We start from the raw sequence: 22,296 nt of genomic DNA, 5'->3' as shown, positions 1-22,296 counted from the left end.
GTCCAGGCCTACTTCTCAACGGGCACAGACGAAACTCGCAGCGGCGCTCGGATCACCCGACCGGTACCGCGGCCAGTCCGGGTACTCGCACAACGGCCGTGAACGCTGATGAGCCGGATCGACCACCGTCTGCCCCACCGGCGCCCGTCCCGCGTCGACCCACTGCTCCAGCGCCGTCAGCGAATCCCAGCTCGCCGCGAACGCCGGTGTCCCGAAGTTCGCGTGGTTCGCTCCCGGGATGACGTAGTACCGCAGGAACCCGTCCGTCGCCCGGGGGCCCACCTCCGCGCGCACCCGCGAGTAGTAGTCACTCGTCGAATACGGTGAAACCAGCTCGTCCGCCGCGCCGTGGAACAGGATCAGCTTTCCTCCCGCCCGGGCGAACGGGCGCAGGTCCGCGTTGTTGCGGTCCTCGATCGCCGACAGCGCGCTGATCCGGTCCAGCCACTTGCCCGGGTTCCGCGGGTCGATGTCCAGCCCGCTGCGCCCGGGATCCCTGGTCAGGAAGTACTTCACCCACTGGTCCCAGTACTGCATCCCGTACCCGCTCGTCACCGGCATCGGGTCGGCCGGTGGTGTGGTGCCGAAGCCGAGGAACGGCGTGCGCATGTCCGCACCCGACAGGAACGGGAAGCCCGGGTACTGCTTCTCCCCGCTGGCGATCCGGTACGGCCACCGGAACGGCGACGACATCGCCGTCACCGCCCCGATCTGCGCGTCCGAAAGACACGCCGGCCCGGTGTCGGCGCCGCCCGGGCAGCGCAGCGCGCGCGGGTCGAAGCGGCAGCCCGGGTCCGAGACCACTCCGTCGGTCACGCCGTCCCGGCCGTCGCACGCCTTGATCACGCTGTCGTAGAGGAGCCCTTGCTTGACCGGCGGCGGGAACGCGCCCGGGCGTGCCAGCACCTGCGTCAGGTAGCCCAGGTCCAGGATCTCCGCGAGGTTGTTCCACGCCGGGAACGCGGAAATCACCCCGTCGAACGCCGTCGGCCAGCGCTGGGCGACCACGAGCGCCTCGCGGCCGCCGGTCGACCCGCCGGCGAAGAACACTTCGGCCGGCGCCGCCGCGTACGCGCGCCGGATCAGGAACAGGCTCGCGTCGCGGGTCTTCTTCAGCGCGTCGCCCGCGGCGAAGTTGTGCAGTGCTTCGTCGTTCACGCCGAACGACCCGTCCAGCGAAGGCGGGGACGCCGGGTTCTGCTGGTGACCGGAGTCGCTCGCGAAGGTCGCGTACCCCCTGGCCAGCGGGGCCGGCCGGTCGGCGGGGCCGAACGGCACGTTCGCCGTCACGTCCGGGATCGTGCCGTTGAACCCGCCGCCGCCGAACATCAGCGCCTTGTGGTTCCACGCGCGGGGCAGCGCCACGCGCAGCTTGATCGACGGCGCCGCCGGGTCGACCGGGTGGAGGTCCGCGTCCACCCGGCAGTAGTCCCCGGGCTCCACGACGGACGCCGCCGTGACCAGCCCGCCCGACGTCGGCAGGCTCATCACCGACGCGGGAATCCGCAGCCCGGCCAGCCCGGCGCAGTCCACCGCGGCAGGGGACGCGTCGGCAGGCGCGGGAAACACCAGCAGCAAGGCGGCCGAGACCGCGAGTGTCTTCTTCATCGTCCGGCCACCTCGTGCAGGTGCGCGCCGGGGACGGCGTCCGGATCCGCCCGGACCTCCGCGGGGTTCGTCTCGGGCAGGAACCACGCGCTGGCGAAGGTGATCAACCCCATCAGCGTGATGTAGAGCGCGACCGGCCACGTGCTCCCGGCCGCCGCGATCAGTGCGGTCATCAGGAACGGCGTCCCCCCGCTGACGATGATCGCGGACAGCTGGTAGGACAGCGACGCGCCCGAGTAGCGGACGTTGGGCGCGAAGAGCTCGCCGAGGAAGCTCGCGATCGGGCCGTAGGTGAGGCACTGGAACACGAACCCGACCGCCACCGCGACGAAGATCAGCGGCAGCGACGCGGTGCCGACGAGCCCGAAGTACGGGAACGCCCACAGCGCCACGCCCAGCCCGCCGATCAGGATCAGCGGGCGCCGGCCCACCTTGTCCGAGAAGTAGCCGGACCAGGGAATCGTCACGAGCATCGCCGCGGAACTGAGCAGCACCACCGCGAGCAGGGAGTCGCGCTGCAGCTTGAGCGTGCCGGTGCCGTAGCTCAGCAGCCCGGAAATGCTGACGTAGAACAGGCTGTTGGTGGCCGACAGCAGCCCGCAGCCGAGCAGGATGGTCCCCCACTTGCTGCGCAGCACCTGCGCGAGCGGCGCCCGGACCACCGGGCCTTCCCGGCCCGCCACCGCGTCCTGCAGCCGGCGGAACTCCGGCGTGTCCTCCACCTTGGCCTGGATGTAGAGCACCACGCCGAACATCACGACGCTGAGCAGGAACGGGATCCGCCAGCCCCACGACAGGAAGGCCGCGTCCGGCATCAGGCCGCTGGCCGCGACGAAGATCAGGTTGGACAGGACCACCGCGACCGGCACGCTCGTCTGCCCGAACGTCCCGGCGAAACCGCGCCGCTTGGGACTGGCGGATTCGGTCAGCAGCAGCACGATGCCGCCCCACTGGCCGCCGGCCGCGAGGCCCTGGACGAACCGCAGGATCACCAGCAGCGTCGGGGCCAGCGCGCCGACGCTCGCCGCGCTCGGCAGGCAGCCGATCAGGAAGGTCGCGGCCCCCATCAGCGCCAGGCAGGCGACCACCACCGGCTTGCGGCCGTACTTGTCCCCGAGGTGCCCGGCCAGCACGCCGCCGACCGGCCGCGCCACGAACCCGGCCCAGAACGTGCTGAAGGCCAGCAGCGTCCCGGTCAGCGCCGACGCGTGCGGGAAGAACACCTTCGGGAACACCAGCGCCGCCGCGGTGCCGTAGAGGAAGAAGTCGTACCACTCGATCGAGCTGCCGATGAGCCCGGCCGCGAGCAGTTTGCGGAAGGCCCGGCGCGGGGTGGCGGGCACGCCGGTGCCGGACTGCCCCTCGGGTTGGGTGAGCGGAATGGCCATGGGTGCCGCCTTCGTCGATGAGGTCAGCAGGTGCTGGCGGTGATGGTAGGGCGGCGCTACCCTGCGACCTGAGGTGTGGACCACCCACTCCTCCCGCCGCACCGGTGGGTCTTTCGCCCACCCTCGATGCCGAGGAGGGCGCCCCGTGACCGGTACGGCGGAACCGCGACGGCAGCGCGAACTGGCGTCCCTCTACGCGACCGTCAAGTCGCTCACCGCGCTCGGCGAGCTGGACGAGGTGCTGCAGTCGATCGTGCACCACGCGCACGACCTGATCGGCACCGACTTCACCTACCTGTCGCTGGTCGGCGCGGACGGCAGGCTGTCGGCGCGCGCGTCGGACGGCACCATCTCCGCGGAGTTCCTCGCCGCGGCCATCCCGGCCACGGTCGGCCTCGGCGGCAAGGTGCTGGCCTCCAAGAGCCCGCACTGGGTGCGCGACTACGCCACCTCGACGCTCATCCAGCACGACCCGAACTTCGACCGCCTGGTCGTCACCGAAGAACTGGTCGCGCTGCTCGGGGTGCCGCTGGTGATCCGCGGCGAAGCGGTGGGCGCGCTGTTCGCCGCGGACCGGTCCGAGCGGTCGTTCCAGGCCGAGGAGATCGCGCTGCTGAACGCCTTCGCCGACCACGCCGCGGTCGCCCTCGACAACGCCCGGCTCTACGAAGCGAGCCAGACGGCGTTGCGGGACCTGCGGGTGGCGTACGGGAAAATCGAGCGCGCGCAGGCGATCCACGAAGCCCTGACCGGTGTCGTGCTGGACGGCGGCACCCCCCGCGACGTCGCCCAGCACCTCGCCGACCAGCTCGGCGGCAGCGTCACGCTCCTCGACCGCGCCGCCGGTCCACTGAGGACGGACCTGGCCGGTGCCGTCGAGGACGCCCGCCGCACCGGCCGCTGCGCGACGTCGGCCGGGACCGACGGGACCGACCGGAGCGTGGCGGCCGTCCAGGCGGGCGACAGCTACCTCGGCGCGCTGGTGTGGAGCAGGCCGTCGGGCACCGGCGACGACACGGACCTGCGGACCCTCGAACGCGCCACGCACATCCTCGGGCTGCTCATCCTCAAGGAGCAGGCCGTCGCCGAGGCCGGCGAACGGCTGAGCGGCGAGCTGCTGACCGAGCTGATGGTCGGCAGTCCCGGCATCGGCCCGGCCCAGCGCGCGCGGGCCCGGGCGCGCAACATCGACGTCGACCGCCTGGACCTGGTCCTGGTCGCGGAGTCCGCCGCCGTGGCGCCGGGCGACCTCGCGCGGCACCTGCACGACATCGCCCGGGAGCGCGCCGGGCTGGCCGGCGAGCACCTCGGCCGGGCCACGATGATCCTGCCCGCCGCCGACGACGAGGCGACCGTCGCGGACGTCCACACGCGACTGCGCCGGACGCTGGGCGGTCCGGTCATCGTCGTCGCCGAGCGGGCGGCCGGCCACGACTGGGCCCGGGCGTACGCACTGGCGGGCCGCTGCGGCGCGGTGATGCGCGCGCTCGGGCACACCGACGGCGGCGCCACCACCCGGCAGTACGCCCTGTACGCCATGGTGTTCGACCCGGAACGGGCCGGCGAGCTCGACCGCTTCCTGGCCGGCTCGATCGGCGCGCTCCTGGAGTACGACCGGCGGCGCGGCACCGACCTGGTCGGCACGCTCGGCGCGTACTACGTCCACCGTGCCAACGTCGCCGCGACGGCCCGCGCGCTGCACTTGCACGTGAACACGCTGCTGAAGCGCTTGGACCGGGCCGGGACGGTGCTCGGCTCGGACTGGCGGCACGAGAACGACCTGGAACTGCAGCTCGGACTGCGGTTACACCAGCTCCGCGCCGCCACGCCCTGAGAGGTCAGCCCACCCGGGCCGAGTCCCTCAGTGCCGTCTTCGAGATCTTGCCCGTGCCTGTCTTCGGCAGCGCGGGCACGAACACGAACTCGTCGGGCAGCCACCACTTCGCGACCATCGGCGTGATGTGCGCCTCGAGCTCGTCCGCCGTGACCTCCGCACCCTCGCGCAGCACCACGTACGCCACCGGGCGTTCCATCCAGCGCGGGTCCGGCCGGGCGATCACCGCCGCCTCGGTGACGTCCGGGTGCGAGGTGATGGCGCTTTCGAGCTCGACCGAGGAAATCCACTCGCCGCCGGACTTGATCAGGTCCTTCATGCGGTCCACCAGGCGCAGGTAGCCGTCGGGGTCGATGGTGGCCAGGTCGCCCGTGCGCAGCCAGCCGTCGGCGGTGAAGCTCTCGACCGCGTCGACCCGGTAGTAGCCGCCCGCCACCCACGGGCCCGCGACCTGCAGCTCACCGACCGCGTCGCCGTCGCGGGGCAGCTCCACGCCGGTTTCGACGTCGACGATCCGCACGTTCACCAGGGGCAGCGGCTGGCCCTGGGCGGCACGCACGGCCACCTGGTCCGCCGCGGACGCGTCCCGGTGCTGGGTGCGCGTGCCGCCGATCGCGCCGACCGGGCTGACCTCCGTCATCCCCCACGAATGCGTGATGGGCACGCCGATCGCGGCGCGGAAGGTCTCCGACAGCGCCGGCGGCACGGCCGACCCGCCGCCGAGCAGGAACCGGGTGGCGCTCAGGTCGTGCTCGCGCAGGCGGGGCGCCATCGTCGTCCACACGGTGGGCACGGCCCCGGCGACGGTGACGCGCTCGGCGGCCATCAGCCGCAGCAGGTGGTCCGGGTCCGCCGACGGGCCGGGCAGCACCAGGGACGCGCCGGTCAGCATCGCGCCGTAGGGCAGGCCCCAGGCGTTGGCGTGGAACATCGGCACGATCGGCAGCACGACGTCGCTTTCGCAGAGGCCGACGAGGCCCGCGGCCAGCGTGCCCAGGCCGTGCAGGACCGTCGAGCGGTGGCTGTAGAGCACGCCCTTGGGCGGCCCGGTCGTGCCCGAGGTGTAGCAGAGCCCGGACGCCAGCTGCTCGTCGGCGAGGGTGAAGCCGTCCTCGAACGAACCCGCGAAGGGCTCCGCCGCGGCGACCAGGTCGTCGTAGTGCCGGATGCGCGGATCGTCCGGGACGGGCTCGCCGCTGTCGTCGGGCAGCACCACCCAGTACCGCACCTTCGGCAGCCGGGCGGCGCTCGGCCAGATCCGCGGCAGCAGCGCGCGGTCGACGAACACGACGTCGTCCTCGGCGTGCTCGACGATGTACTCGAGGTGCTCCGCCGGCAGCCGGATGTTGATCGGGTGCAGCACCCGCTTGGTCACCGGAGCGGCCAGGTAGAGCTCGAGGTGACGCCGGTGGTTGCTCGCGAAGGTCGCGACCCGCGCCCCGACGGGGACGCCGAGCGCGGCCAGCGCGGTGGCCAGGCGCCGGGTCCCGAGGGCCACGTCGGCGTAGGTCAGCCGCTCACCGCCGGCCGTGACGACTTCCTTGTGCGCGTAGAGCCGCTCGGCACGCTCCAGGATGTGGGCGATGGTGAGCGGCCGTGGCTGCATCAGCCCGTCCATGGCGCCTCTTCCGGTCGGGGGATCTTCGGGTCGCGAGTGACTTTAAAAGCGGTCCCGGCCCGGACGAGAGGTGCGAACCGCCCACTCGTCCACCCCTTCCGGTGGTGATCACCTCCACACGCTCCCGAGCGCCGGGAGGCATCACGCGTGATCAGAAAGGCATCACGCGTGACGGGAGGGGCATCACGCTGATGCCCCTCCCATCACACGTGATGCCCGCTCGATCACGGGTGATGCCCCTCCAACCACAGGTGATGCCTTTGGGATCACGGGTAGGGGCGGTTGAAGCGGGGCGGGACGTAGGCGAGGTAGCGGCCCGGTGTGCCGTCCGCGGCGGCGGACAGGGCGTTCATCGTGCGGGGCGAGGTGTCCGGCCAGTGGCCGGTGCGCAGCCGGGTCAGCATGCGGTCGATCGCCGCCTGCTGTTCGCCCGTCGTGTACGTGCAGTGGCCCGCCGTCTGCACGTACGTCTGGCGGAGCAGGGACGCGGTGCCCGTGCGGCGGGCCAGCGACTCGTACGACGACTGCTGCGCCACCGTCGAGATCTGGTCGCCGGTGCCGTTGACCGTCAGCACCGGGATCCGCAGCTCGCCGGTGAACACGATGCCCCGCCGCAGATACGCGACCGCCGCCGGGTCGGCCGCGACGCGCGGAGCCGCAGCGAGGCTGGCGAAGTCGGCCCGCAGGTCGAGGCCCGCGCGGGCGTACAGCCGCCGCACGGCGTCGCGCTGCTCCGGGGCCGCCAGCGCGAACTGGCGCGTGTAGTCCACGCCCGTGTTCCACGACGGGTTCCCGCCCGCCAGCTGCTCGATCGTCCGGCGGCTGCTGACCGCCTGCCCGAGGTACGGCAGCGGACCGCCCGCCAGCGCGAGGTACATGCCCTGCTCGACGCCGTCGGTGTCGCGGGCGGCCGGCACCGGCGTCGGCGAGCCGTCCGGAGCGAGGCCCCAGCCGGGCAGCTGGCCGATCGCCGCCGCGAGCGCGATGCGCGCCTTCCCGGCCGCCGTCCCCTGGGCCGAGGCCATCGCCGAGAGCCACTGCTGCTGCGTTCCCGGGACGTCGGCCGGCATGCCGGTCACCGGCAGGGCCGAGTCCCGGAACAGCAGCGTCTTCAGCGTGAACACCGTGTCGAGCTTCTGGTTCCACTGCCCGACGGCGCCGCCGAGGCCGCCGCACATCGGGATCGCCGCGGCGAACCGGCCGGGGTACACCTGCGCGACCCCGGCGGCGACCATCCCGCCCATCGACCGGCCTTCGGCGATCGCGTACCGCGCCGGCCCGAACGCGGCTTCGAACTTCCCGAGCGCCTCCGCCTGGTTGTCGATCGCCCGCGCGATGTTCCAGCTGCTGACCGTGCGCGTGGTGCCGCCCACGGCGTAGCCGCGGTCCACCAGGCTCGCGGTGAGCGGGCTCGTCAGGCCGCCCGCGGCGAAGTCGAGGTCCACCAGCACCGCGCCGTTCCACCGGGCCGGCTTGGCGAACGCGTACGGCGTCCCGTCGGCCAGCTGCCCTTCGGTGCACGCGGCCGCCGGGCACGACGAGGCCGCGTCGGCGGTCGCCGGGACCGCCGCCAGCACCGTGGCCGCGGCCAGACCGGCCCAGGTTCTCCTGCTCATGACCAGCTCCTCAGAAGTTCTTGCTCGTGACGGTCCAGCCCGGGGTGGCGCACAGGCCGCAGCCCGCGCCGAGGAAGTAGCCCCGCGCGGTGCGGTTGCCGTTGAGGGTGAAGTCGAACCAGGCGACCAGGACCCGCACGGCCTCCTCGCGGACGCTCGGGTCGGGGCTGCCGTCACGCTGGCCGTAGACGAAACCGGTGTGGCCCGCGGCCGCGTTGGTCGCCCGGACCGCCGGGACGGTGACGAGGTCGTAGTTCTCGCCGCTGTTGGCGTAGGCGACGTCGCTCGGGCCGCCGTCGGCGAACAGCACCGGCGTGTGCAGGTTCCGCAGGTTCTCCCGGCCGTAGCCGAGGGTGCCGTCGGCGAAGAACCCGCTGTCGAGCGACAGCACCGACTTCACCCGCGGGTCCGCCCCGGCGACGAGGGCTTCGAGGCCGCCGCACGAGTGCCCGGCGACGCCGATCCGCCGCGGGTCGAGCCGGGCCCGCAGCTCGCTGCCCGGACGGCCGTTCTCCCGCTCGGCCCAGGTGATCGCGTCGGTGATCACCTTCGGCACCGGCGAGCCGTTCTCGGTGAGGGCGGGCTCGTCGAACCCGCCGACGGCCACGACGACGAACCCGTGCGCGGCCAGCAGCGTCTCCAGGGTGAGCAGCTCGTCGTTGCTGGTGTGCCGGCAGGCGCCGTTGCCGAACACCACGACCGGCAGCCTGCCGCGCACCCGGTCGAGGTCGGCGGGCCGGTAGACGGTGTACTCGGCCGCGTAGTCCCCCGTCCTGGCCGCGCCTTCGCGGACGACCGGGTGGAACACCCCGGCCGCGGGCGGCGCCGCGACTTCCGCCTCGGGAGCACCGGGGACGACGACCGCCGCGGTCACCGCGACGAGAGCCGTCGCGGCGGCGGCGAGTGCGGGTTTGACGAAGGCCATCGGAAGTCCTTTCACCGTGGGGTGGCCGCGTTGAAGACCGGCTTCGGCACCGAGACCTGGGTGAGCCCCCAGCGGGACATGATCCCGACGTACGTGCCGTTCTCGAAGAGCTCTTCGAACACCTTCTGCAGCACCGGGCCCAGTCCGGACGACTTGGGGACGTACAACGCCAGGTCGTCCTTGGTGGCGCCCTGCGCCTCGGTCTGGGTGACGTACTTGTTCCCGCCTTGGCGCTGCGTGACGTCGATCGCCGCGGCCTCGGTCATCCCCGCGGCGTCCGCGCGGCCCGAGCGGGTGGCCAGCAGGGTCGCGTTCGTGTCGTCGAGGCCGACGGTCTGCGTGGCCTTCCGCTTGGTGTCCGTGCAGAACCGGGACAGCTTGTTCAGCTGGTCTTCGACGACGCTCGCGGTCACCACCGCGATGCGCTTTCCGCAGAGGTCTTCGACGCGCGCGATCCCGGCCGTCGAATCGGTGGGGAACACGTACGCGGTGCGGGTGGTCATCCAGGTGATCGTGTCGAACTGCTTTTCGCGCTCGGCGGTCGCCTTGACCGGGCCGTTGAACGCGTCGTACCGGCCGGCCTGCATGCCCTGCAGCGCGGCCGGGAGCCCGGCGACGACGACGGTCCGGGTGCGGACGCCGAGCACCTGGCCGATCGCGGCCTGGAAGTCGGCGTCGATCCCGGTGACCGTGCCGTCCGTGGCGATCGTGCGGTAGGGCGGGTGGGAGTCACCGGCGAACCGCAGCTCGCCGGCGTCCTTGATCGCCTGCGGCAGCGCGTCGTGCAGGGACGGCACCACCGGGAGGTTTGTCCCGGTGGCCAGGCCCGGGGAACCGGTGCCGACCGTGCACCCGGCGACGGCCAGCCCGAGGGCCGCGGTCGCGAGGATCGCACTTCGGCTTCGTCGGCGAAGTGGAGATCGCACGTCACTCCTTTTCGGATGGTCAGGTCAGTTCGTCGAGCCATTCGGTCATCCGCGCGGTCAGGCCGTCGCCGGTGCGGGCGTCGACGTTGTCCGCCGGCAGTTCCAGGACCGGGATGCCCGCCGCGCGCAGGGCACGGGTGGTGAAGTAGCTGCCGCGCGCGTCGTCGGAGACGAGGTGCACGACGCCGTCGACGCCGTGGTGGCGTGCTTCCTTGACGTACCACTCGGCCGACCACGGCGGGGTGTAGAGCTGGTCGCCGAAGGCGGCGAAGCGGGCGGCCAGCGCGCGCAGCGGGTCGTCGCCGTAGCGGAGGTAGCCGTCCGCGGCGATGGCGAGGTACATCGACCACACGAACACCGCGCCGTGCGATTCCTGGAACCGCTGGTAGAAGCCGAGGTCGAACCACAGCCCCCGGCCGATCCACATCAGCCGCAGCCGCTCGTCCGCGCACACCGCAACGCCCGCGTCGATCCGGTCGCGCACCTCGTCGTGGAACGCGCGGGCGGCGTCACGCGCCCACTCGGTGCCGCGGTGCCACTGGGGCACCATGACGCTCGGGATGCCGTCGGTGACCGCGATCGGGCACGGTCGGGCGGCCGCGATGAGGTCGCGGGTGCGGCGGTTCCACTCCTGCTGCTCGTTGACCAGGTCCAGCACCTCGCGGAACCGCGTCTCGGAGAACACCCGGCCGGTGGTCTGCTCGAGGAACCGGATCAGCCCGGTCAGCTCGCCGGTCAGCAGGTCGAGGCGGTCGCTGCCGATGGCCTCCTCCCAGCGGTGCGGCATCAGCTCCCACCACCGCGGCGGGACCTCGTTCTCCGCCGCGCTTTCCAGCGGGTAGTAGGTGACGCCGGGTTGCGTGCCCCAGACGTCGAAGATCTTCCGCGCCGCGTCGCCGGTCGTCTCGCCGAGCACGATCGACGGGGTCGGCAGCCCGCCCCACGGCGCCTGGTCCGGGTCGTCCTCGAACGCCGAGGCCAGCGAGGTGGCGCTGTACTGCTCGATGTAGTCCGGGTAGCCGCGCTCGCGCAGCAGGCCGAGGTAGCGCTGGGTCTGGCGCTTCGCCGCGACGATCGAGGCCCACCACTGGTTGACCACGTACGGGATGTCCATCGCGCGGAAGATCTCCTGCGGCGCGTCCGCGTTGACCAGCGCCAGCGGGCCGCCTTCGGCACGCAGGCGGGCGAACCACTCGCGCTGGTGGGTGGTCGCGGTGGTCGCCGACGCCAGCCGGGCCGTCATGCCGCGGCCCGCACCGGGACGAGCGCCGCCAGCGCCTCGGCCGTCAGCTCGCCGTACGGCTGCCGTTCGGCCAGCACCGCCGGCAGGCCCGTCGCGGCCCGCTGCCCGGGGAAGTCCCACGGCGGAGCGTCGTCGTGGACGCGGGCGTAGGAGAACAGGACCTCGGCAGCGCAGGCCCGGGCGGCCGCGGCGGTGTGCGCGGCGCGCTGCCCGATCGACGCGCGGGGCGCCGACGGGCCGTTGTACTGGTACCGCTCGGCCAGTGCCAGTTCCGTCGGCGCCGCGCACGTGCGGGCGAAGAGCAGCTCGCCCCAGTCGTGGTCCTCCCCCGCGACGAAGAAACCGTTGCGCTCCAGGGTTTCGTACACCTCCGGAGAGTCGTGGGAACTGCCGGTGAGGAACAGCCGCACCCCTTCGGCCGCGGGCAGGTCCTCGGCCAGCACGCGCTCGACGAGGGTGATGGCCTCGCCGACCGGCACCGCCGTGGTGGCGGCGACGAGTTCGAGGAACCGGGTGCCGCTCAGCCGGTTCTCCCGGCGCAGCACGGCGGCCCGAGCGAGCGACCGTCGCAGCGTGTCGTGGACGGTGATGGCCGCGGCGAGGTCGTCGTCGGCGATCGGCCGCCAGCGCCCCAGCCACTCGCGCAGCTGCGCGATCTTCGCGTGGACGTACGGGGTGGTCGTGTGGTGCGGCAGGTGCAGCACGTCGACCAGGCGCAGCGGCGGCAGTCCCAGCGACGGCTCGATCCGGTGCAGCTCCCGCAGGGCGTAGAACAGGCGCAACGACGCTTCGCAGTCACGGGAGACGACGATGGCCTCCAACGGGCCGTAGGCCCCGGTGAGGATGCGCGTCAGTACCGACCGGGCCACCGGGTCGACCCCGCGGCCGAGGTAGCGGTCCCCGAGCGAGCTGTCCTCTCCGGGCTTGCCGGTCAGCCGCAGCGGCCGCAGGCCCGCCGCGGTGATCAGCTCGACCGGGACGTCGGCGCCGACGTACCCCACGGTGCTCAAATGACCGCCTCCGCGACCAGGTCCGCCAGCTGCTGCTCGGTGTAGCCGAGCAGCTCGCGGTAGACGTGCTCGTTGTGCTCCCCCAGCCCGGGCGCCGGCCGGTCGAGGGCGGCGCGGGCGGCGGAGAACCGGATGGGCACGCCGGTGCCGGCCAGGTCGGCCACGGCGCCGTGGCGCGGGTGCCGCAGCGGCACGACCTCCTCGCGCGCCAGGACCAGCGGGTCCCGCACCGCCTCGCGCGGCTCGCGCACCTCCGCCGCGGGGACGCCTTCGGCGGTGAACGCGGCGAGGATCTCTTCCAGTGGCCGCACCCGGCACCACTCGCGGATCAGGCCGTGCAGCTCGTCGGCGGCGCGGACCCGCTGGTCCCGCGTGCGGTAGCGGTCGTCCTCGGCCAGTTCGGGACGGCCGATCGCGCGCAGCACGCCGTGGGCGAAGGCGTCGGTCGGGGCGCACAGGGCCACGTAACCGTCGAGAGCAGGCAGGATCCCGAACGGCGCCAGCCGCGGCACCATCGAGCCGGTGCGCTGGGGCAGGCCGACCGCGTCGAAGGCGTCGAACGGCTCGCAGGCGACCAGTGAGGTCAGCGCGCCGAGCATCGACACGTCCACGCGCTGGCCCTCGCCGGTGTGCTCGGCCTGCAGCAGCGCCGACACCGTGCCGACCACGGCGAACAGCGGCGCCAGCAGGTCGCCGATCGGCAGCCCGAACCGGACCGGGCCCTCGTCGGGCTCGCCCGCGGTCATCATCACGCCGCTGAGCGCCTGGATGATCGAGTCCATCGCCTTGCCGGAACCCGGGCCGCCCTGGGCGCCGAACCCGCTGATCGAGGTGTAGACCAGCCGCGGGTTGAGCTCCCGCACGTGGTCGTAGGAGATGCCGAGCCGGTCGGTGACGCCCGGGCTGTAGTTCTCCACCAGCACGTCGGCGTCGCGGACGAGGTCGGCGAAGACCGCGTGCGAGCGCGGGTTCTTCAGGTCGAGGGTGACGCTGAGCTTGTTACGGCCGCGCAGCAGCATCGACACCGACAGGTCGTCGTCGTGTCGCCGGGCGAGGTTCAGCCCGTCACGCCCGACGTAGGGTGCGTTGTTGCGGGAGGAATCCCCGCCGGTGGCGGGGTTTTCGACCTTGATCACGGTGGCGCCGAGCCCGGCGAGCAGCAGCGTCGCGTACGGCCCGGCGAGCGCGGTGGTCAGGTCGATGACGGTGCGGCCGGCCAGTGGCTGGTCGGTCATGAAGGAACCCCCTCGGTGAGATCGACGAGCACTTCGGTGCCGCGGGTGGTGAACCGGCCGCCCAGCCGGGCGCCGCGGGTGATGTCCTCGACGTACTTCGTGACGGCCTCGCCTTCCGGTGTGCCGCCGACCGGGACCGGGCGGCCCCGGTCGTCGATCCGGCACGGGACGAACCCGGCTTCGCGCAGCCCGGTCCCGTCGAAGCGGCAGAAGGCGATGACGGTGTTGCGGCTTTCGGGGTGGAACGGGAAGAACGGCATGTCCGGGTCCGGCGCGAAGCCGTAGAGCTTCGTCCGCCGCTCGGCCCACGCGCGCAGCTCGTCCGCGCCGACGCCCGCGCCCGGGGTCAGCGCGTGGGTGACCGTGGCGAAGTTGCCGAGACCGTGGAAGATCGGCCGTCCTCTGTGGACTTCGATGCCCCGCATGATGTGCGCGTGGTGGGCGAACACGGCGTCGGCGCCGGCGTCGACGGCCGCGCGGGCGACCGGGCGTTCGTACATCGCCACCTCGACCGGGGTGTGGCCGACGCCCTTGTGCAGCGCCACCAGCACGACGTCGGCCTCGGCCCGCAGGCGGCGCACGTCGTCGGCCATCGCCTCCTGGCTGTCCGGATCGGCGAAGGTGTAGATCTTCGGCGGCCCGCCCGGGCTGGCGTGGTCCAGCTCGTAGTGGGTGAGGACGTGGACGTAGGCACAGCCGGGCTTGCGGGAGCCGGCCCAGGACTCGCGCGGGCCCACGCAGTTGTAGGACAGCACGCCGATGCGCAGGCCACCGCGTTCGACGACCGCCGGGCGCCGGGCTTCGGCGAGGTTCGACCCGGCACCCGTCGGCACCATGCCCGCGGCGCGGGAGTAGGCGATCGTGTCGGCCAGCCCGCCTGCCCCGGCGTCGAGGACGTGGTTGCCCGCCAGGGTGACCACCGCGAAGCCGGCCCCGGCCACCGCCTTCAGCGCCTCGGGGTCCGCGGGCGGCGCCGGGACGTCGGTGCTCTGCTGGACGGCAGTGGTCGAGTGCGGCACCTCGACGTGCCCGATCGCCAGGTCCATCGCCCGCAGCACCGGCGCGGCCGGGGCGAGGAAGAACTCGGGGTCGGGCTCGTCCAGGATGAGGTCGCCGACCGCGCCGACAGTGATCACGAAGCACCTTCCGTTTCGGACAGATGGCGGGACAGGAAGGCGCGCAGCCGGTCGGTCCGCGGCCGGGTGAACAGCTCGTCCGGCGGGCCCTCTTCGACGATCCGGCCCGCCTCCATGAACACGCACCGGTCGGCCGCTTCGCGGGCGAACGCCATTTCGTGGGTGACGACGACCATCGTGGTCCCCGCCGCGGCGAGGTCCCGCAGCACGGCCAGCACCTCGTCGACCAGCTCGGGGTCGAGCGCGCTGGTGGGTTCGTCGAACAGCATGATCCGCGGCCGGACCAGCACCGCGCGGGCGATCGCCACCCGCTGCTGCTGGCCGCCCGAGAGCTGCCGCGGGTAGTGGTCCTCGCGCCCGGCCAGGCCGATGCGCGCCAGCAGCTCCCGCGCCTCGGCCTCCACTGTGGACCGATCGCGGCCGTGCACCCGGATGGCCGCGTCGGTCACGTTGCGCAGCACGGTGAACTGCGGGAACAGGTTGAACTGCTGGAACACCATGCTCATCCGCCGCCGCTGGGCGGCGACCCGCCGCTCGGGGAGCGCCCGCAGCCCGCCCGGCGTGCGCCGGTGGCCCAGCAGCTCGCCGTCGAGGTACAGCGCGCCGCCGTCGATCGGCTCCAGCTGGTGGGCGCAGCGGACGAGGGTCGACTTGCCGGACCCCGACGGCCCGATCACCACGACCGTTTCCCCTTCGCGGACGTCGAGGCTGACCCCCGCCAGCGCCGTCACCGCGCCGAACTCCTTGCGGACGTCGCTGATCCGCAGCACCGGCGCGCTCACCGGGCACTCCGGTGGCCGCGGGAGAACCGGCGCTCCAGCCGGCGCTGCCCGGCCGTCAGCGCGGTGACCACCACGAGGTACCAGAAGCAGGCGACCACCAGCATCGGCACGATCTCGTAGGTGCGGTTGTAGATCACCTGCACCGAGTGCAGCAGGTCCGACATCGCGATGACCGACACGAGCGCGGTGCCCTTGAGCACGTTGATGAACTGGCTGCCGGCGGGCGGGATGATCACCCGCATCGCCTGCGGCAGCACGATCCGCAGCAGCGTCTGGCCCGGCGGGTAGCCCATCGCGCGGGCCGCGTCGCGCTGGCCGGGGTCCACGGACAGGACTCCGGCGCGGAAGATCTCCGCCAGGTACGCCGATTCGACCAGCGACAGTCCGATCACCGCGGCGGTCAGCGGTGTGATTACGGTGTTGGCGTCCCACGTGCCGAAGACCGGGCCGAACGGGACGCCGATCGACAGCCTGGGCAGCAGGTAGGCGAGGTTGAACCAGAAGATCAGCTGCACCAGCGGCGGGATCCCGCGGAACAGGCCGACCCACAGCGTCGCCACCCACCGGGCGGGCGCGAACCCGCTCAGCTGCATCGCCGCGACCACGCCGCCGGCCAGCGAGCCGAGCACCATCGCGGCGAGGGCGAGCAGCACCGTGGTGCCCAGACCGGCCAGGACGCTCTTCTCGAAGAGGTACTTCGCCACGACGTCCCACTGGAACCGGGAGTTGCCCACCAGGAAGACGGCCAGCTGCGCGGCCACCACCGCCAGCACGAGCACGAACAGCCAGCGCAGCGGGCGGAAGCGTCCGCGCGCGCCGGCGACGTCGTCGCGGGCCGGTGCCGTCTCCTCCACTGTGGACACGGCGGTCATTTCGCCGACGCCACGTCGAACAGCGGCTGCGGGACCGTGACGTCGTCGAGGCCCCACTGCTTCATGATCCGGGCGTAGGTGCCGTTGCGGAACAGCTCCTCGAACGCCTTCTGCAGCACCGGGCCGAGCTTCGCCGGCTTCGGCGTGTAGAGCGCCAGGTTGTCCTTCGTGGCACCCTGCTCCTCGGTCTGCGTCACGTATTCGTATTGGCCCTTCTGCTGGGTGGTCACGTCGATCGCGGCGGCCTGGGTCATCCCGGCGGCCTCGGCGCGGCCGGACTTGGCGGCCAGCAGGGTGGCGTTCGTGTCGTCGAGCCCGACCACCTGCACGGCCGGCTTCTGTGAGCGCTCACAGAACGCGGACAGCTTGCCGAGCTGGTCTTCGACGACGCTGGCGGTGACCACCGCGACGCGCTTGCCGCACAGGTCGGCGGCCTGCTTGATGCCCGCGGCGGAACCGGACGGGACGACGTAGGCGGTGCGGGTGGTCATCCACGTGACGGTGTCGAACTGCTTCTCGCGTTCGGCGGTGGCCTTGACCGGGCCGTTGAAGGCGTCGTACCGGCCGCTGAGCATGCCCTGCAGCGCGGCCGGGAGCCCGCTGACGATGGTGGTTTCCGTGCGCACGCCCAGGATCTGGCCGAGCGCCTGCTGGAAGTCGTGGTCGATGCCGGTGACCGTCTTCCCGTCCGGGCCGACGGTGCGGTACGGCGGGTGCGAGTCCCCGGCGAACCGGAGGACGCCGGCGTCCTTGACCGCCTGGGGCAGCTGGTCGTGCAGCGCCGGGACCGCGGTGAGGGCCGCGGCGGAGGGGGCGGCCGCCGCGCCGTCGTCGACCGTGCACCCGGCCACCGCGAGGCCCGCGGCGGCCACCGCGAGCGCGCTTCGACGCCATTGACGAAGTGAGGAACCCATGTCGTTTTCTTCCTGCGGGGGCCGCCTGAGGAGGGCGGCGCGGAAACCTGGGAGAACGATTGGTTGCTATCTGGGCGCCGATCGTCGCATGATGTGTCGCGTGATTCAACCCCTCGCTCCGGCCGCGCTCCCGGAACTGCCACCATGGACCCCCGCGGCGGACCGGCCGCCACCGGGAGAGGCAGGAGCGCGATGACAGTGCCGCCCTCGGGCCCGCTGCCCCGCTCCCAGCAGGGAGCCGAGCCGCAGCTGCTGCTCACCTCGCTGCTGGGCGACTTCTGGTACTGGCGCGACGAGCACATCCCGTCGGCCGCGCTGGTCCAGCTGCTCGGCGAGTTCGACATCAGCCCGGCGAGCGCGCGGGCGGCGATCCGCCGGCTCGCCGCGCGCGGCCTGCTGACGGTGTCCCGCAGCGGCCGCACGACCGCCTACGGCATCCCCGCCCGGACGTCCGAGGTGATCATCGAGCGCACGCACCGGATGCTGACCTTCGGCACGACCGCCCCGGAGTGGGACGGGCAGTGGACGGTGGTCACGTTCTCGGTGCCGGAGCAGGACCGCGGCCTGCGCACGGCGCTGCGGTCACGGCTGCGCGTCCTGCGGTTCGCCGCGCTGTACGACGGAGTCTGGATCAGCCCGCACGACCTCGCCGAGCCGGCACTGGCGGCGTTGCGCGAGCTGGACCTGCGCAGTGCGACGGTGTTCCGCGCCACCGAGGTCCCCGGCCCGGCCGCGGCGGCCACGGCCTTCGACCTCGGGCCGCTGGCCCGGGAGTACGAGCAGTTCGTGGAGCGCTACGAAGAGGTGCTGACCGGCCTGGACGCGGGCCTGATCAGCCCGGCGCAGGCGTTGCGCACCCGCACCGAGCTGCGCGTGGACTGGCGCCGGTTCCCGGAGACGGACCCGGACCTGCCGGCCGAGCTGCTGCCCGCGGACTGGGCGCGTGACCGGGCCCAGAAGGTGTTCCTGGAGATCTACGACCGCCTCGGCCCGCTCGCGGAGTTCCGCTTCCGCCAGGTACTGGCCGACACGGACCCGGCGCTGGCCGGCCTGGCCGCCCACCACGACTCGGCCAAGGTGGCCGCGCTGTTCGCGGCCCTCGGCGACCGCCACCCGGCCGGGGACACGCCGTTCGAGCAGGCCGCGGAGGCCCGCCGCCTGGACGACGCCCGCCGCGGGTGAGCGGCAGTTTGCCGGCCGGGCGTGCCGGAAGGTGCCGCGGTAGCCGTCAGCTTGCCGGTGGCGAGCTCACCCGGAGCACGGTGCCGTCCGGGTCGTGGACCCGCATCTCGTACATCCCCCACGGGCGGACGGCCGGCGGCTCCGCGATCTCCGCCCCGCGCTCGCGCCACTCCCGGAACAGCCGGTCCACGCCCGCGGCCGTCGGGATGTCCAGGTGCAGCCGGGTCGGGTGCGGTCCCGCGAGCTGGGTGAGCATCAGCTGCACGTGGTCGCGCCCGACGAGCGCGGTTCCCGGCTCGGTCGGCTCGGCGTCGGCGAGGAACCGGCCCTGCCCCTCCGACCACCGCCAGCCGACCCGGAACCCCAGCACGTCGGCGTAGAACGCGACACTCGCCGCCAGGTCGCTCACCACCAGGTCGGGCCGGCACCCGAAGAGGTCCGGCCCGCCGTCCTCGGCGAGCAACCCGAACAGCAGGTCGTCGGTCCACTCGCCCTTGAGCCAGGTGTGCCGGCGGCGGAACCCCTCCCGGACGAACCCGAGCCGTTCCAGCAGCCGCGCCGACGCGGTGTTCCGGGCGTCGCACTCCGCCGAGACGCGGCGGATCCCGCTCCGGAGCACGCGGGCCAGCACCGCACGCACGGCCTCGGTCGCATACCCCCGCCCCTGGTGGGCCCCGGCGAGGGTGAACCCCAGCTCGGCCTGCATCCGGTTGTCGTGGACGCAGACACCGACGTCCCCGATCAGGCCGCCGCCGTCCCGGAGCGCCACGGCGTACTGGAACCAGCCGGGCGCCCCCTCCTGCGCCGCCGCGAACTCCGCCACGAGGTCCGCGGCGTCCGGCACCGGCACGTCCCACGACTGGTAGCGAGCCACCTCGGGGTCCGAGCGGTAGGCCTCGAACGCCCGCACGTCCCCGGCCTCGAACCGGCGCACGACCAGGCGTCCGGTCACCACGGGCAGCTCGTCCACCGGCCCAGCGTACGGGGTCAGCCCACCGCCCACCGCTGGTTGCCGCCGCCGTTGCAGGTCCAGACGATCACCTTGGTGCCGTTGGCGGTGGCCGCGCCGGTGACGTCCAGGCACAGCCCCGACTGGCCGTGGCTGACCGTCCCGTTCCCGGTGAACGTCCACTTCTGACCGGTTCCGCCGGTGCAGTTCGCGATGACCGCCGCCGTGCCCGCCGCGGTCCCGCCGCCCGCGGTGTCCAGGCAGCGTTTCGTCCCGCCGGAGTAGACGCTCAGCTCGCCCGCGCTGCCGCGGGTCCACTGCTGGTTCGCCCCGTTGTTGCAGTCCCAGATCTGCACCTGGGTCCCCGCGGTGGTCGACGAGCCGGGCACGTCCAGGCAGCGGTTCGAGGCCACCGCGCGCACCGGACCGGTACTCCCGCCGGGACCGGGGTTGCCGCCGTTGAGCGCGTCGAGGACCGCCGTGTACGCCTGCTTCTTGCCGTAGTTGCCGTCGAACAGCAGCGGGGTGTCGCCCGAGCGCCACGAGTACTTGTCCGTGACGCCCCAGACGGTGATGCCCGTGCACCGGGACACCGCCAGGCACGCCTGGGTGACCTGCCGGTAGACGTTCGCCTGCCCGGATCCCGAGCCGCCGACGTCCAGCTCGGTGATCTGCACGTCGACGCCGAGGTCGGCGAAGCGCTGCAGGTTCGCCTGGTAGCTGCCGAGGTTGGCGTTCGAGCCTAGGTGGCTCTGGAAGCCCACGCAGTCGATCGGCACGCCGCGGCTCTTGAAGTCCCGCACCATGTTGTAGATGCCGGTGCTCTTCGCGTTGATGCCGTCGGTGTTGTAGTCGTTGTAGCAGAGCTTGGCGCCCGGGTCGGCGGTGCGGGCCGCGCGGAAGGCGTCCTCGATGTAGCCGTCGCCGAGCTTCTGCTGGAAGGTCGCCTGCCGGCGGGTGCCGTTCTCCTCGAACGCCTCGTTGACCACGTCCCAGGCGATGACCTGGCCCTTCCAGTGCCCGGCCACCTGGGCGATGTGGTTCAGCATGGCCGAACGCAGGTTGCCCGCGTCCAGCCCGCCGACCCAGGGCGCCAGCTGCTGGTACCACACCAGGGTGTGCCCGCGGATCTTCATCCCCTGGCCGCGTGCCTGGCTCACGATCCGGTCCGCGGGCGCGAAATTGAACTGGTTGCGGTTGGGCTCGACCGTGTCCCACTTCATCTCGTTTTCCGGCGTGACACCGTTGAACTCCGCGGTCCACGTGTTCACGTACGTCGCTTCGCCCAAGTGGCCAGTCGAGATGGCGGCGCCGAAGTACCGGCCGGTCTGCGCCGCCGCGGCCCCGAGCGTGCCCGCCGCCCCGGCGACGCCGGGCGACAGCACCAGTGCGGTCGCCGACAGCGCGGCCGCCGCGAGGAGGGTGCCGGCGGCCCGGAGCCGCCGGGGTGAACGGGTGGTCATCGAAAGCCTCGATTCGTCTCGGAACGGGGTCAGCCCAGCGTCCACTGCTGGTTGCTGCCGCCGTTGCAGGCCCACAGCTCGACCGGCGCGCCCTCGGCCGTGGAGGCACCGGTGACGTCCAGGCACAGTCCGGATTGGACACCGGTGACCGTGCCGTTGGAGTTGACGGTCCACTGCTGGTTGCCCTGCCCGTTGCAGGCCCAGGTCACCACCTTCGTGCCCGCGCTGGTGCCCTGGCCGGAGGCGTCCAGGCACAGGGTCGCTCCGCCGATCGTGGCCGTCAGCCTGCCGTCCGAGGTGCGCGTCCAGGTCTGGTTCGGCTGGCCGGTGCACCCGGCGATCTGCAGCTGAGTGCCCTGGGCGGCGCCGGACAGGCACTTGCCCGCGCCGACCGCGTGCACCGGGCCGGTGCCGGTGGTGCTGCCGCCGGTGCCGTAGCCCGCCGCGACGATGTTGGCCTGCACCGCGTTCTCCGTCGCGTCCGAGGGGTACCCGGACGTCATCACGCCTTCGTAGAACGTGCCGGCGGAGCCGATGCTGTTGTCACCGCCGGTGCCGAGGATGATCGCGCCTTCCTTGCGCATCGGGTTGTAGCCGGAGACGTTGGGCCGCACGCCGTCGTAGAAGGTCGACACCCCGCCGGACTGGGCGTTGCCGCCCCGGATCGCCCAGTGGTTGGGGCCGCCCTTGACGATCGCCGTGAGGTACCGGTGGCTGATGCTCGGGTCGTTGGCGTTGTAGCGCTGGTTGACGCCGGAGAACAGGCCGTTCTCCAGGTCGGCCATGATCCACGGCCCGTTCCCGGCGCCGTAGCCCCACACCTTGATGTTGCCGAAGTAGATCGCTTCCATCGTGCCGTTGCCGTTGTCCCGGCTGTTGCGCTCGGCGTTGCCGTAGTCGAAGCAGCAACCACCGTTGTAGTGCGTGCCGTCGAAGATCGCGTACATACCCTCGGGCTGGTCGCCGGTCGCGGTCCCGGTGGCGTTGTTGTTGCGGTAGCCGGTACCCGGCGCCACGAACACGCCGTACGCCTTCTGCCCGCCGATGGTGATCGGCGCGGCGGTGGCACTGGCGAGGTTGTCGTAGCCGCCCGCGGCCGGGCCGGAGAACCCGCCCGGCGGGGCCTGGGTGAGCCGGTTGTTGCGGCCGGACTGGTCGTAGATGACCGTGATCAGGCAGGTGGTCCCCGCGCAGAACGCGTCCTGCGCGGCCGCGTCCGCCACCCCGCCAGCGCTCTGCACGCCGATGTCCCGCGTGGTGTTGTCCGAGGCCCGCCGGACCTGGTACAGCGCTCCGCTGTAGGCGCCGTACAACGCCCGGGTGGTGGAATGCGCGGCCACACACGGCGTTCCGCCCGCCGCGTAGATGTCACACGGTCCCTGGGTGGCGGCCTGTGACGCCGTCGCCGTGCCGGCCACCGCGCCCGCGGCGATCACCACGGCCGGCCACATCCTGCTCCAGCGGCTCTTCATCGGTGAACTCCTTCCTCCGGGGGCACCACGGCTAGACGAGTAATGCGTAACTCGGTCAGTGGTCGTAGGCGGTCAGTGATCGGGTGATGGGTTGGCCGGTGGCGCGGTTGTGCCAGATGGCGG

The 22,296-nt window shown here is 72.7% G+C and carries 18 protein-coding genes; 2 read left to right on the top strand and 16 right to left on the bottom strand.

Going from position 1 to position 22,296, the window contains the following annotated elements; all coding sequences use genetic code 11:
* Positions 1–15 precede the first annotated feature (15 nt).
* Entirely contained in the window at positions 16–1,608 is a 1,593-nt protein-coding gene (locus tag ABZX11_RS43185; protein ID WP_354924370.1) for a tannase/feruloyl esterase family alpha/beta hydrolase, read from the bottom strand.
* Complete coding sequence (locus tag ABZX11_RS43180; protein ID WP_354924368.1) at positions 1,605–2,996, bottom strand: MFS transporter; 1,392 nt, start codon at positions 2,994–2,996, stop codon at positions 1,605–1,607. The genes ABZX11_RS43185 and ABZX11_RS43180 overlap by 4 nt, the downstream gene beginning before the upstream one ends.
* 145 nt (positions 2,997–3,141) lie before the next feature.
* Between ABZX11_RS43180 and ABZX11_RS43175 the strand changes: the two genes are divergently transcribed.
* A complete protein-coding gene (locus ABZX11_RS43175) occupies positions 3,142–4,830 on the top strand; it encodes a GAF domain-containing protein (protein ID WP_176176654.1) in 1,689 nt (562 codons plus the stop codon).
* 4 nt (positions 4,831–4,834) lie between these two features.
* Here ABZX11_RS43175 and ABZX11_RS43170 read toward each other — a convergent pair whose 3' ends face one another.
* From ABZX11_RS43170 to ABZX11_RS43120, 11 genes are all read right to left on the bottom strand, one after another.
* On the bottom strand, positions 4,835–6,448 hold the full coding sequence (locus ABZX11_RS43170; RefSeq protein WP_176176653.1) for a long-chain fatty acid--CoA ligase: 1,614 nt from the start codon (positions 6,446–6,448) through the stop codon (positions 4,835–4,837).
* 266 nt (positions 6,449–6,714) lie between these two features.
* Positions 6,715–8,064 (bottom strand): DUF6351 family protein, encoded by a 1,350-nt coding sequence (locus ABZX11_RS43165; protein ID WP_354924366.1) that lies wholly within the window; start codon positions 8,062–8,064, stop codon positions 6,715–6,717.
* 10 nt (positions 8,065–8,074) lie between these two features.
* Positions 8,075–8,989, bottom strand: a complete 915-nt coding sequence (locus ABZX11_RS43160; RefSeq protein ID WP_354924364.1) for a hypothetical protein — start codon at positions 8,987–8,989, stop codon at positions 8,075–8,077.
* Positions 8,990–9,000: 11 nt separating this feature from the next.
* Positions 9,001–9,915: a transporter substrate-binding domain-containing protein gene (locus ABZX11_RS43155; protein WP_254897288.1), complete on the bottom strand. Its 915-nt coding sequence runs from the start codon at positions 9,913–9,915 to the stop codon at positions 9,001–9,003.
* Between the two features lie 19 nt (positions 9,916–9,934).
* Positions 9,935–11,158 (bottom strand): 2-hydroxyacyl-CoA dehydratase family protein, encoded by a 1,224-nt coding sequence (locus tag ABZX11_RS43150; protein ID WP_354924362.1) that lies wholly within the window; start codon positions 11,156–11,158, stop codon positions 9,935–9,937.
* A complete protein-coding gene (locus ABZX11_RS43145) occupies positions 11,155–12,159 on the bottom strand; it encodes a 2-hydroxyacyl-CoA dehydratase family protein (protein ID WP_354924417.1) in 1,005 nt (334 codons plus the stop codon). Before ABZX11_RS43145 ends, ABZX11_RS43150 begins: the two co-directional genes overlap by 4 nt.
* Positions 12,160–12,164: 5 nt before the next feature.
* Entirely contained in the window at positions 12,165–13,403 is a 1,239-nt protein-coding gene (locus ABZX11_RS43140; RefSeq protein WP_176176649.1) for a CoA transferase, read from the bottom strand.
* On the bottom strand, positions 13,400–14,539 hold the full coding sequence (locus ABZX11_RS43135) for a CapA family protein (RefSeq protein WP_354924360.1): 1,140 nt from the start codon (positions 14,537–14,539) through the stop codon (positions 13,400–13,402). The genes ABZX11_RS43140 and ABZX11_RS43135 overlap by 4 nt, the downstream gene beginning before the upstream one ends.
* Positions 14,536–15,321 carry an amino acid ABC transporter ATP-binding protein gene (locus ABZX11_RS43130; RefSeq protein ID WP_303247009.1) on the bottom strand — a complete coding sequence of 262 codons (786 nt, stop codon included), beginning with the start codon at positions 15,319–15,321 and terminating at the stop codon, positions 14,536–14,538. The genes ABZX11_RS43135 and ABZX11_RS43130 overlap by 4 nt, the downstream gene beginning before the upstream one ends.
* Complete coding sequence (locus ABZX11_RS43125) at positions 15,318–16,193, bottom strand: amino acid ABC transporter permease (RefSeq protein ID WP_354924357.1); 876 nt, start codon at positions 16,191–16,193, stop codon at positions 15,318–15,320. The genes ABZX11_RS43130 and ABZX11_RS43125 overlap by 4 nt, the downstream gene beginning before the upstream one ends.
* Positions 16,190–17,107 carry a transporter substrate-binding domain-containing protein gene (locus ABZX11_RS43120; protein WP_176176646.1) on the bottom strand — a complete coding sequence of 306 codons (918 nt, stop codon included), beginning with the start codon at positions 17,105–17,107 and terminating at the stop codon, positions 16,190–16,192. Before ABZX11_RS43120 ends, ABZX11_RS43125 begins: the two co-directional genes overlap by 4 nt.
* A 192-nt stretch (positions 17,108–17,299) precedes the next feature.
* Here ABZX11_RS43120 and ABZX11_RS43115 point away from each other — a divergent pair, with 192 nt between their 5' ends.
* On the top strand, positions 17,300–18,289 hold the full coding sequence (locus ABZX11_RS43115) for a PaaX family transcriptional regulator C-terminal domain-containing protein (RefSeq protein ID WP_176176645.1): 990 nt from the start codon (positions 17,300–17,302) through the stop codon (positions 18,287–18,289).
* A 46-nt stretch (positions 18,290–18,335) separates the two neighbouring features.
* Here the strand turns inward: ABZX11_RS43115 and ABZX11_RS43110 are convergent, their stop codons facing one another.
* The 3 genes from ABZX11_RS43110 to ABZX11_RS43100 are packed head-to-tail and all read right to left on the bottom strand — an operon-like array spanning position 18,336 to position 22,173.
* A complete protein-coding gene (locus tag ABZX11_RS43110) occupies positions 18,336–19,259 on the bottom strand; it encodes a GNAT family N-acetyltransferase (protein WP_354924355.1) in 924 nt (307 codons plus the stop codon).
* Positions 19,260–19,276: 17 nt separating this feature from the next.
* Complete coding sequence (locus ABZX11_RS43105) at positions 19,277–20,701, bottom strand: endo-1,4-beta-xylanase (protein WP_354924353.1); 1,425 nt, start codon at positions 20,699–20,701, stop codon at positions 19,277–19,279.
* A gap of 29 nt (positions 20,702–20,730) precedes the next feature.
* Positions 20,731–22,173 (bottom strand): arabinofuranosidase catalytic domain-containing protein, encoded by a 1,443-nt coding sequence (locus ABZX11_RS43100; RefSeq protein WP_354924351.1) that lies wholly within the window; start codon positions 22,171–22,173, stop codon positions 20,731–20,733.
* Between the last annotated feature and the right edge of the window lie 123 nt (positions 22,174–22,296).

The sequence above is a fragment of the Amycolatopsis sp. NPDC004169 genome (assembly GCF_040610315.1).
In the GTDB taxonomy this organism is placed as follows: domain Bacteria; phylum Actinomycetota; class Actinomycetes; order Mycobacteriales; family Pseudonocardiaceae; genus Amycolatopsis.
The sequence above is the reverse complement of the archived record's forward strand: the minus strand, read 5'-3'. Positions and strand labels throughout refer to the sequence as shown.

What these genes read in the sequence shown, in the direction of transcription:
- ABZX11_RS43160 (WP_354924364.1), bottom strand. Translation starts at nt 8,989, where the DNA reads ATGGCCTTCGTCAAACCCGCACTCGCCGCCGCCGCGACGGCTCTCGTC.
- ABZX11_RS43115 (WP_176176645.1), top strand. Translation starts at nt 17,300, where the DNA reads ATGACAGTGCCGCCCTCGGGCCCGCTGCCCCGCTCCCAGCAGGGAGCC.
- ABZX11_RS43185 (WP_354924370.1), bottom strand. Translation starts at nt 1,608, where the DNA reads ATGAAGAAGACACTCGCGGTCTCGGCCGCCTTGCTGCTGGTGTTTCCC.
- ABZX11_RS43125 (WP_354924357.1), bottom strand. Translation starts at nt 16,193, where the DNA reads ATGACCGCCGTGTCCACAGTGGAGGAGACGGCACCGGCCCGCGACGAC.
- ABZX11_RS43120 (WP_176176646.1), bottom strand. Translation starts at nt 17,107, where the DNA reads ATGGGTTCCTCACTTCGTCAATGGCGTCGAAGCGCGCTCGCGGTGGCC.
- ABZX11_RS43180 (WP_354924368.1), bottom strand. Translation starts at nt 2,996, where the DNA reads ATGGCCATTCCGCTCACCCAACCCGAGGGGCAGTCCGGCACCGGCGTG.
- ABZX11_RS43170 (WP_176176653.1), bottom strand. Translation starts at nt 6,448, where the DNA reads ATGGACGGGCTGATGCAGCCACGGCCGCTCACCATCGCCCACATCCTG.
- ABZX11_RS43165 (WP_354924366.1), bottom strand. Translation starts at nt 8,064, where the DNA reads ATGAGCAGGAGAACCTGGGCCGGTCTGGCCGCGGCCACGGTGCTGGCG.
- ABZX11_RS43100 (WP_354924351.1), bottom strand. Translation starts at nt 22,173, where the DNA reads ATGAAGAGCCGCTGGAGCAGGATGTGGCCGGCCGTGGTGATCGCCGCG.
- ABZX11_RS43150 (WP_354924362.1), bottom strand. Translation starts at nt 11,158, where the DNA reads ATGACGGCCCGGCTGGCGTCGGCGACCACCGCGACCACCCACCAGCGC.
- ABZX11_RS43105 (WP_354924353.1), bottom strand. Translation starts at nt 20,701, where the DNA reads ATGACCACCCGTTCACCCCGGCGGCTCCGGGCCGCCGGCACCCTCCTC.
- ABZX11_RS43140 (WP_176176649.1), bottom strand. Translation starts at nt 13,403, where the DNA reads ATGACCGACCAGCCACTGGCCGGCCGCACCGTCATCGACCTGACCACC.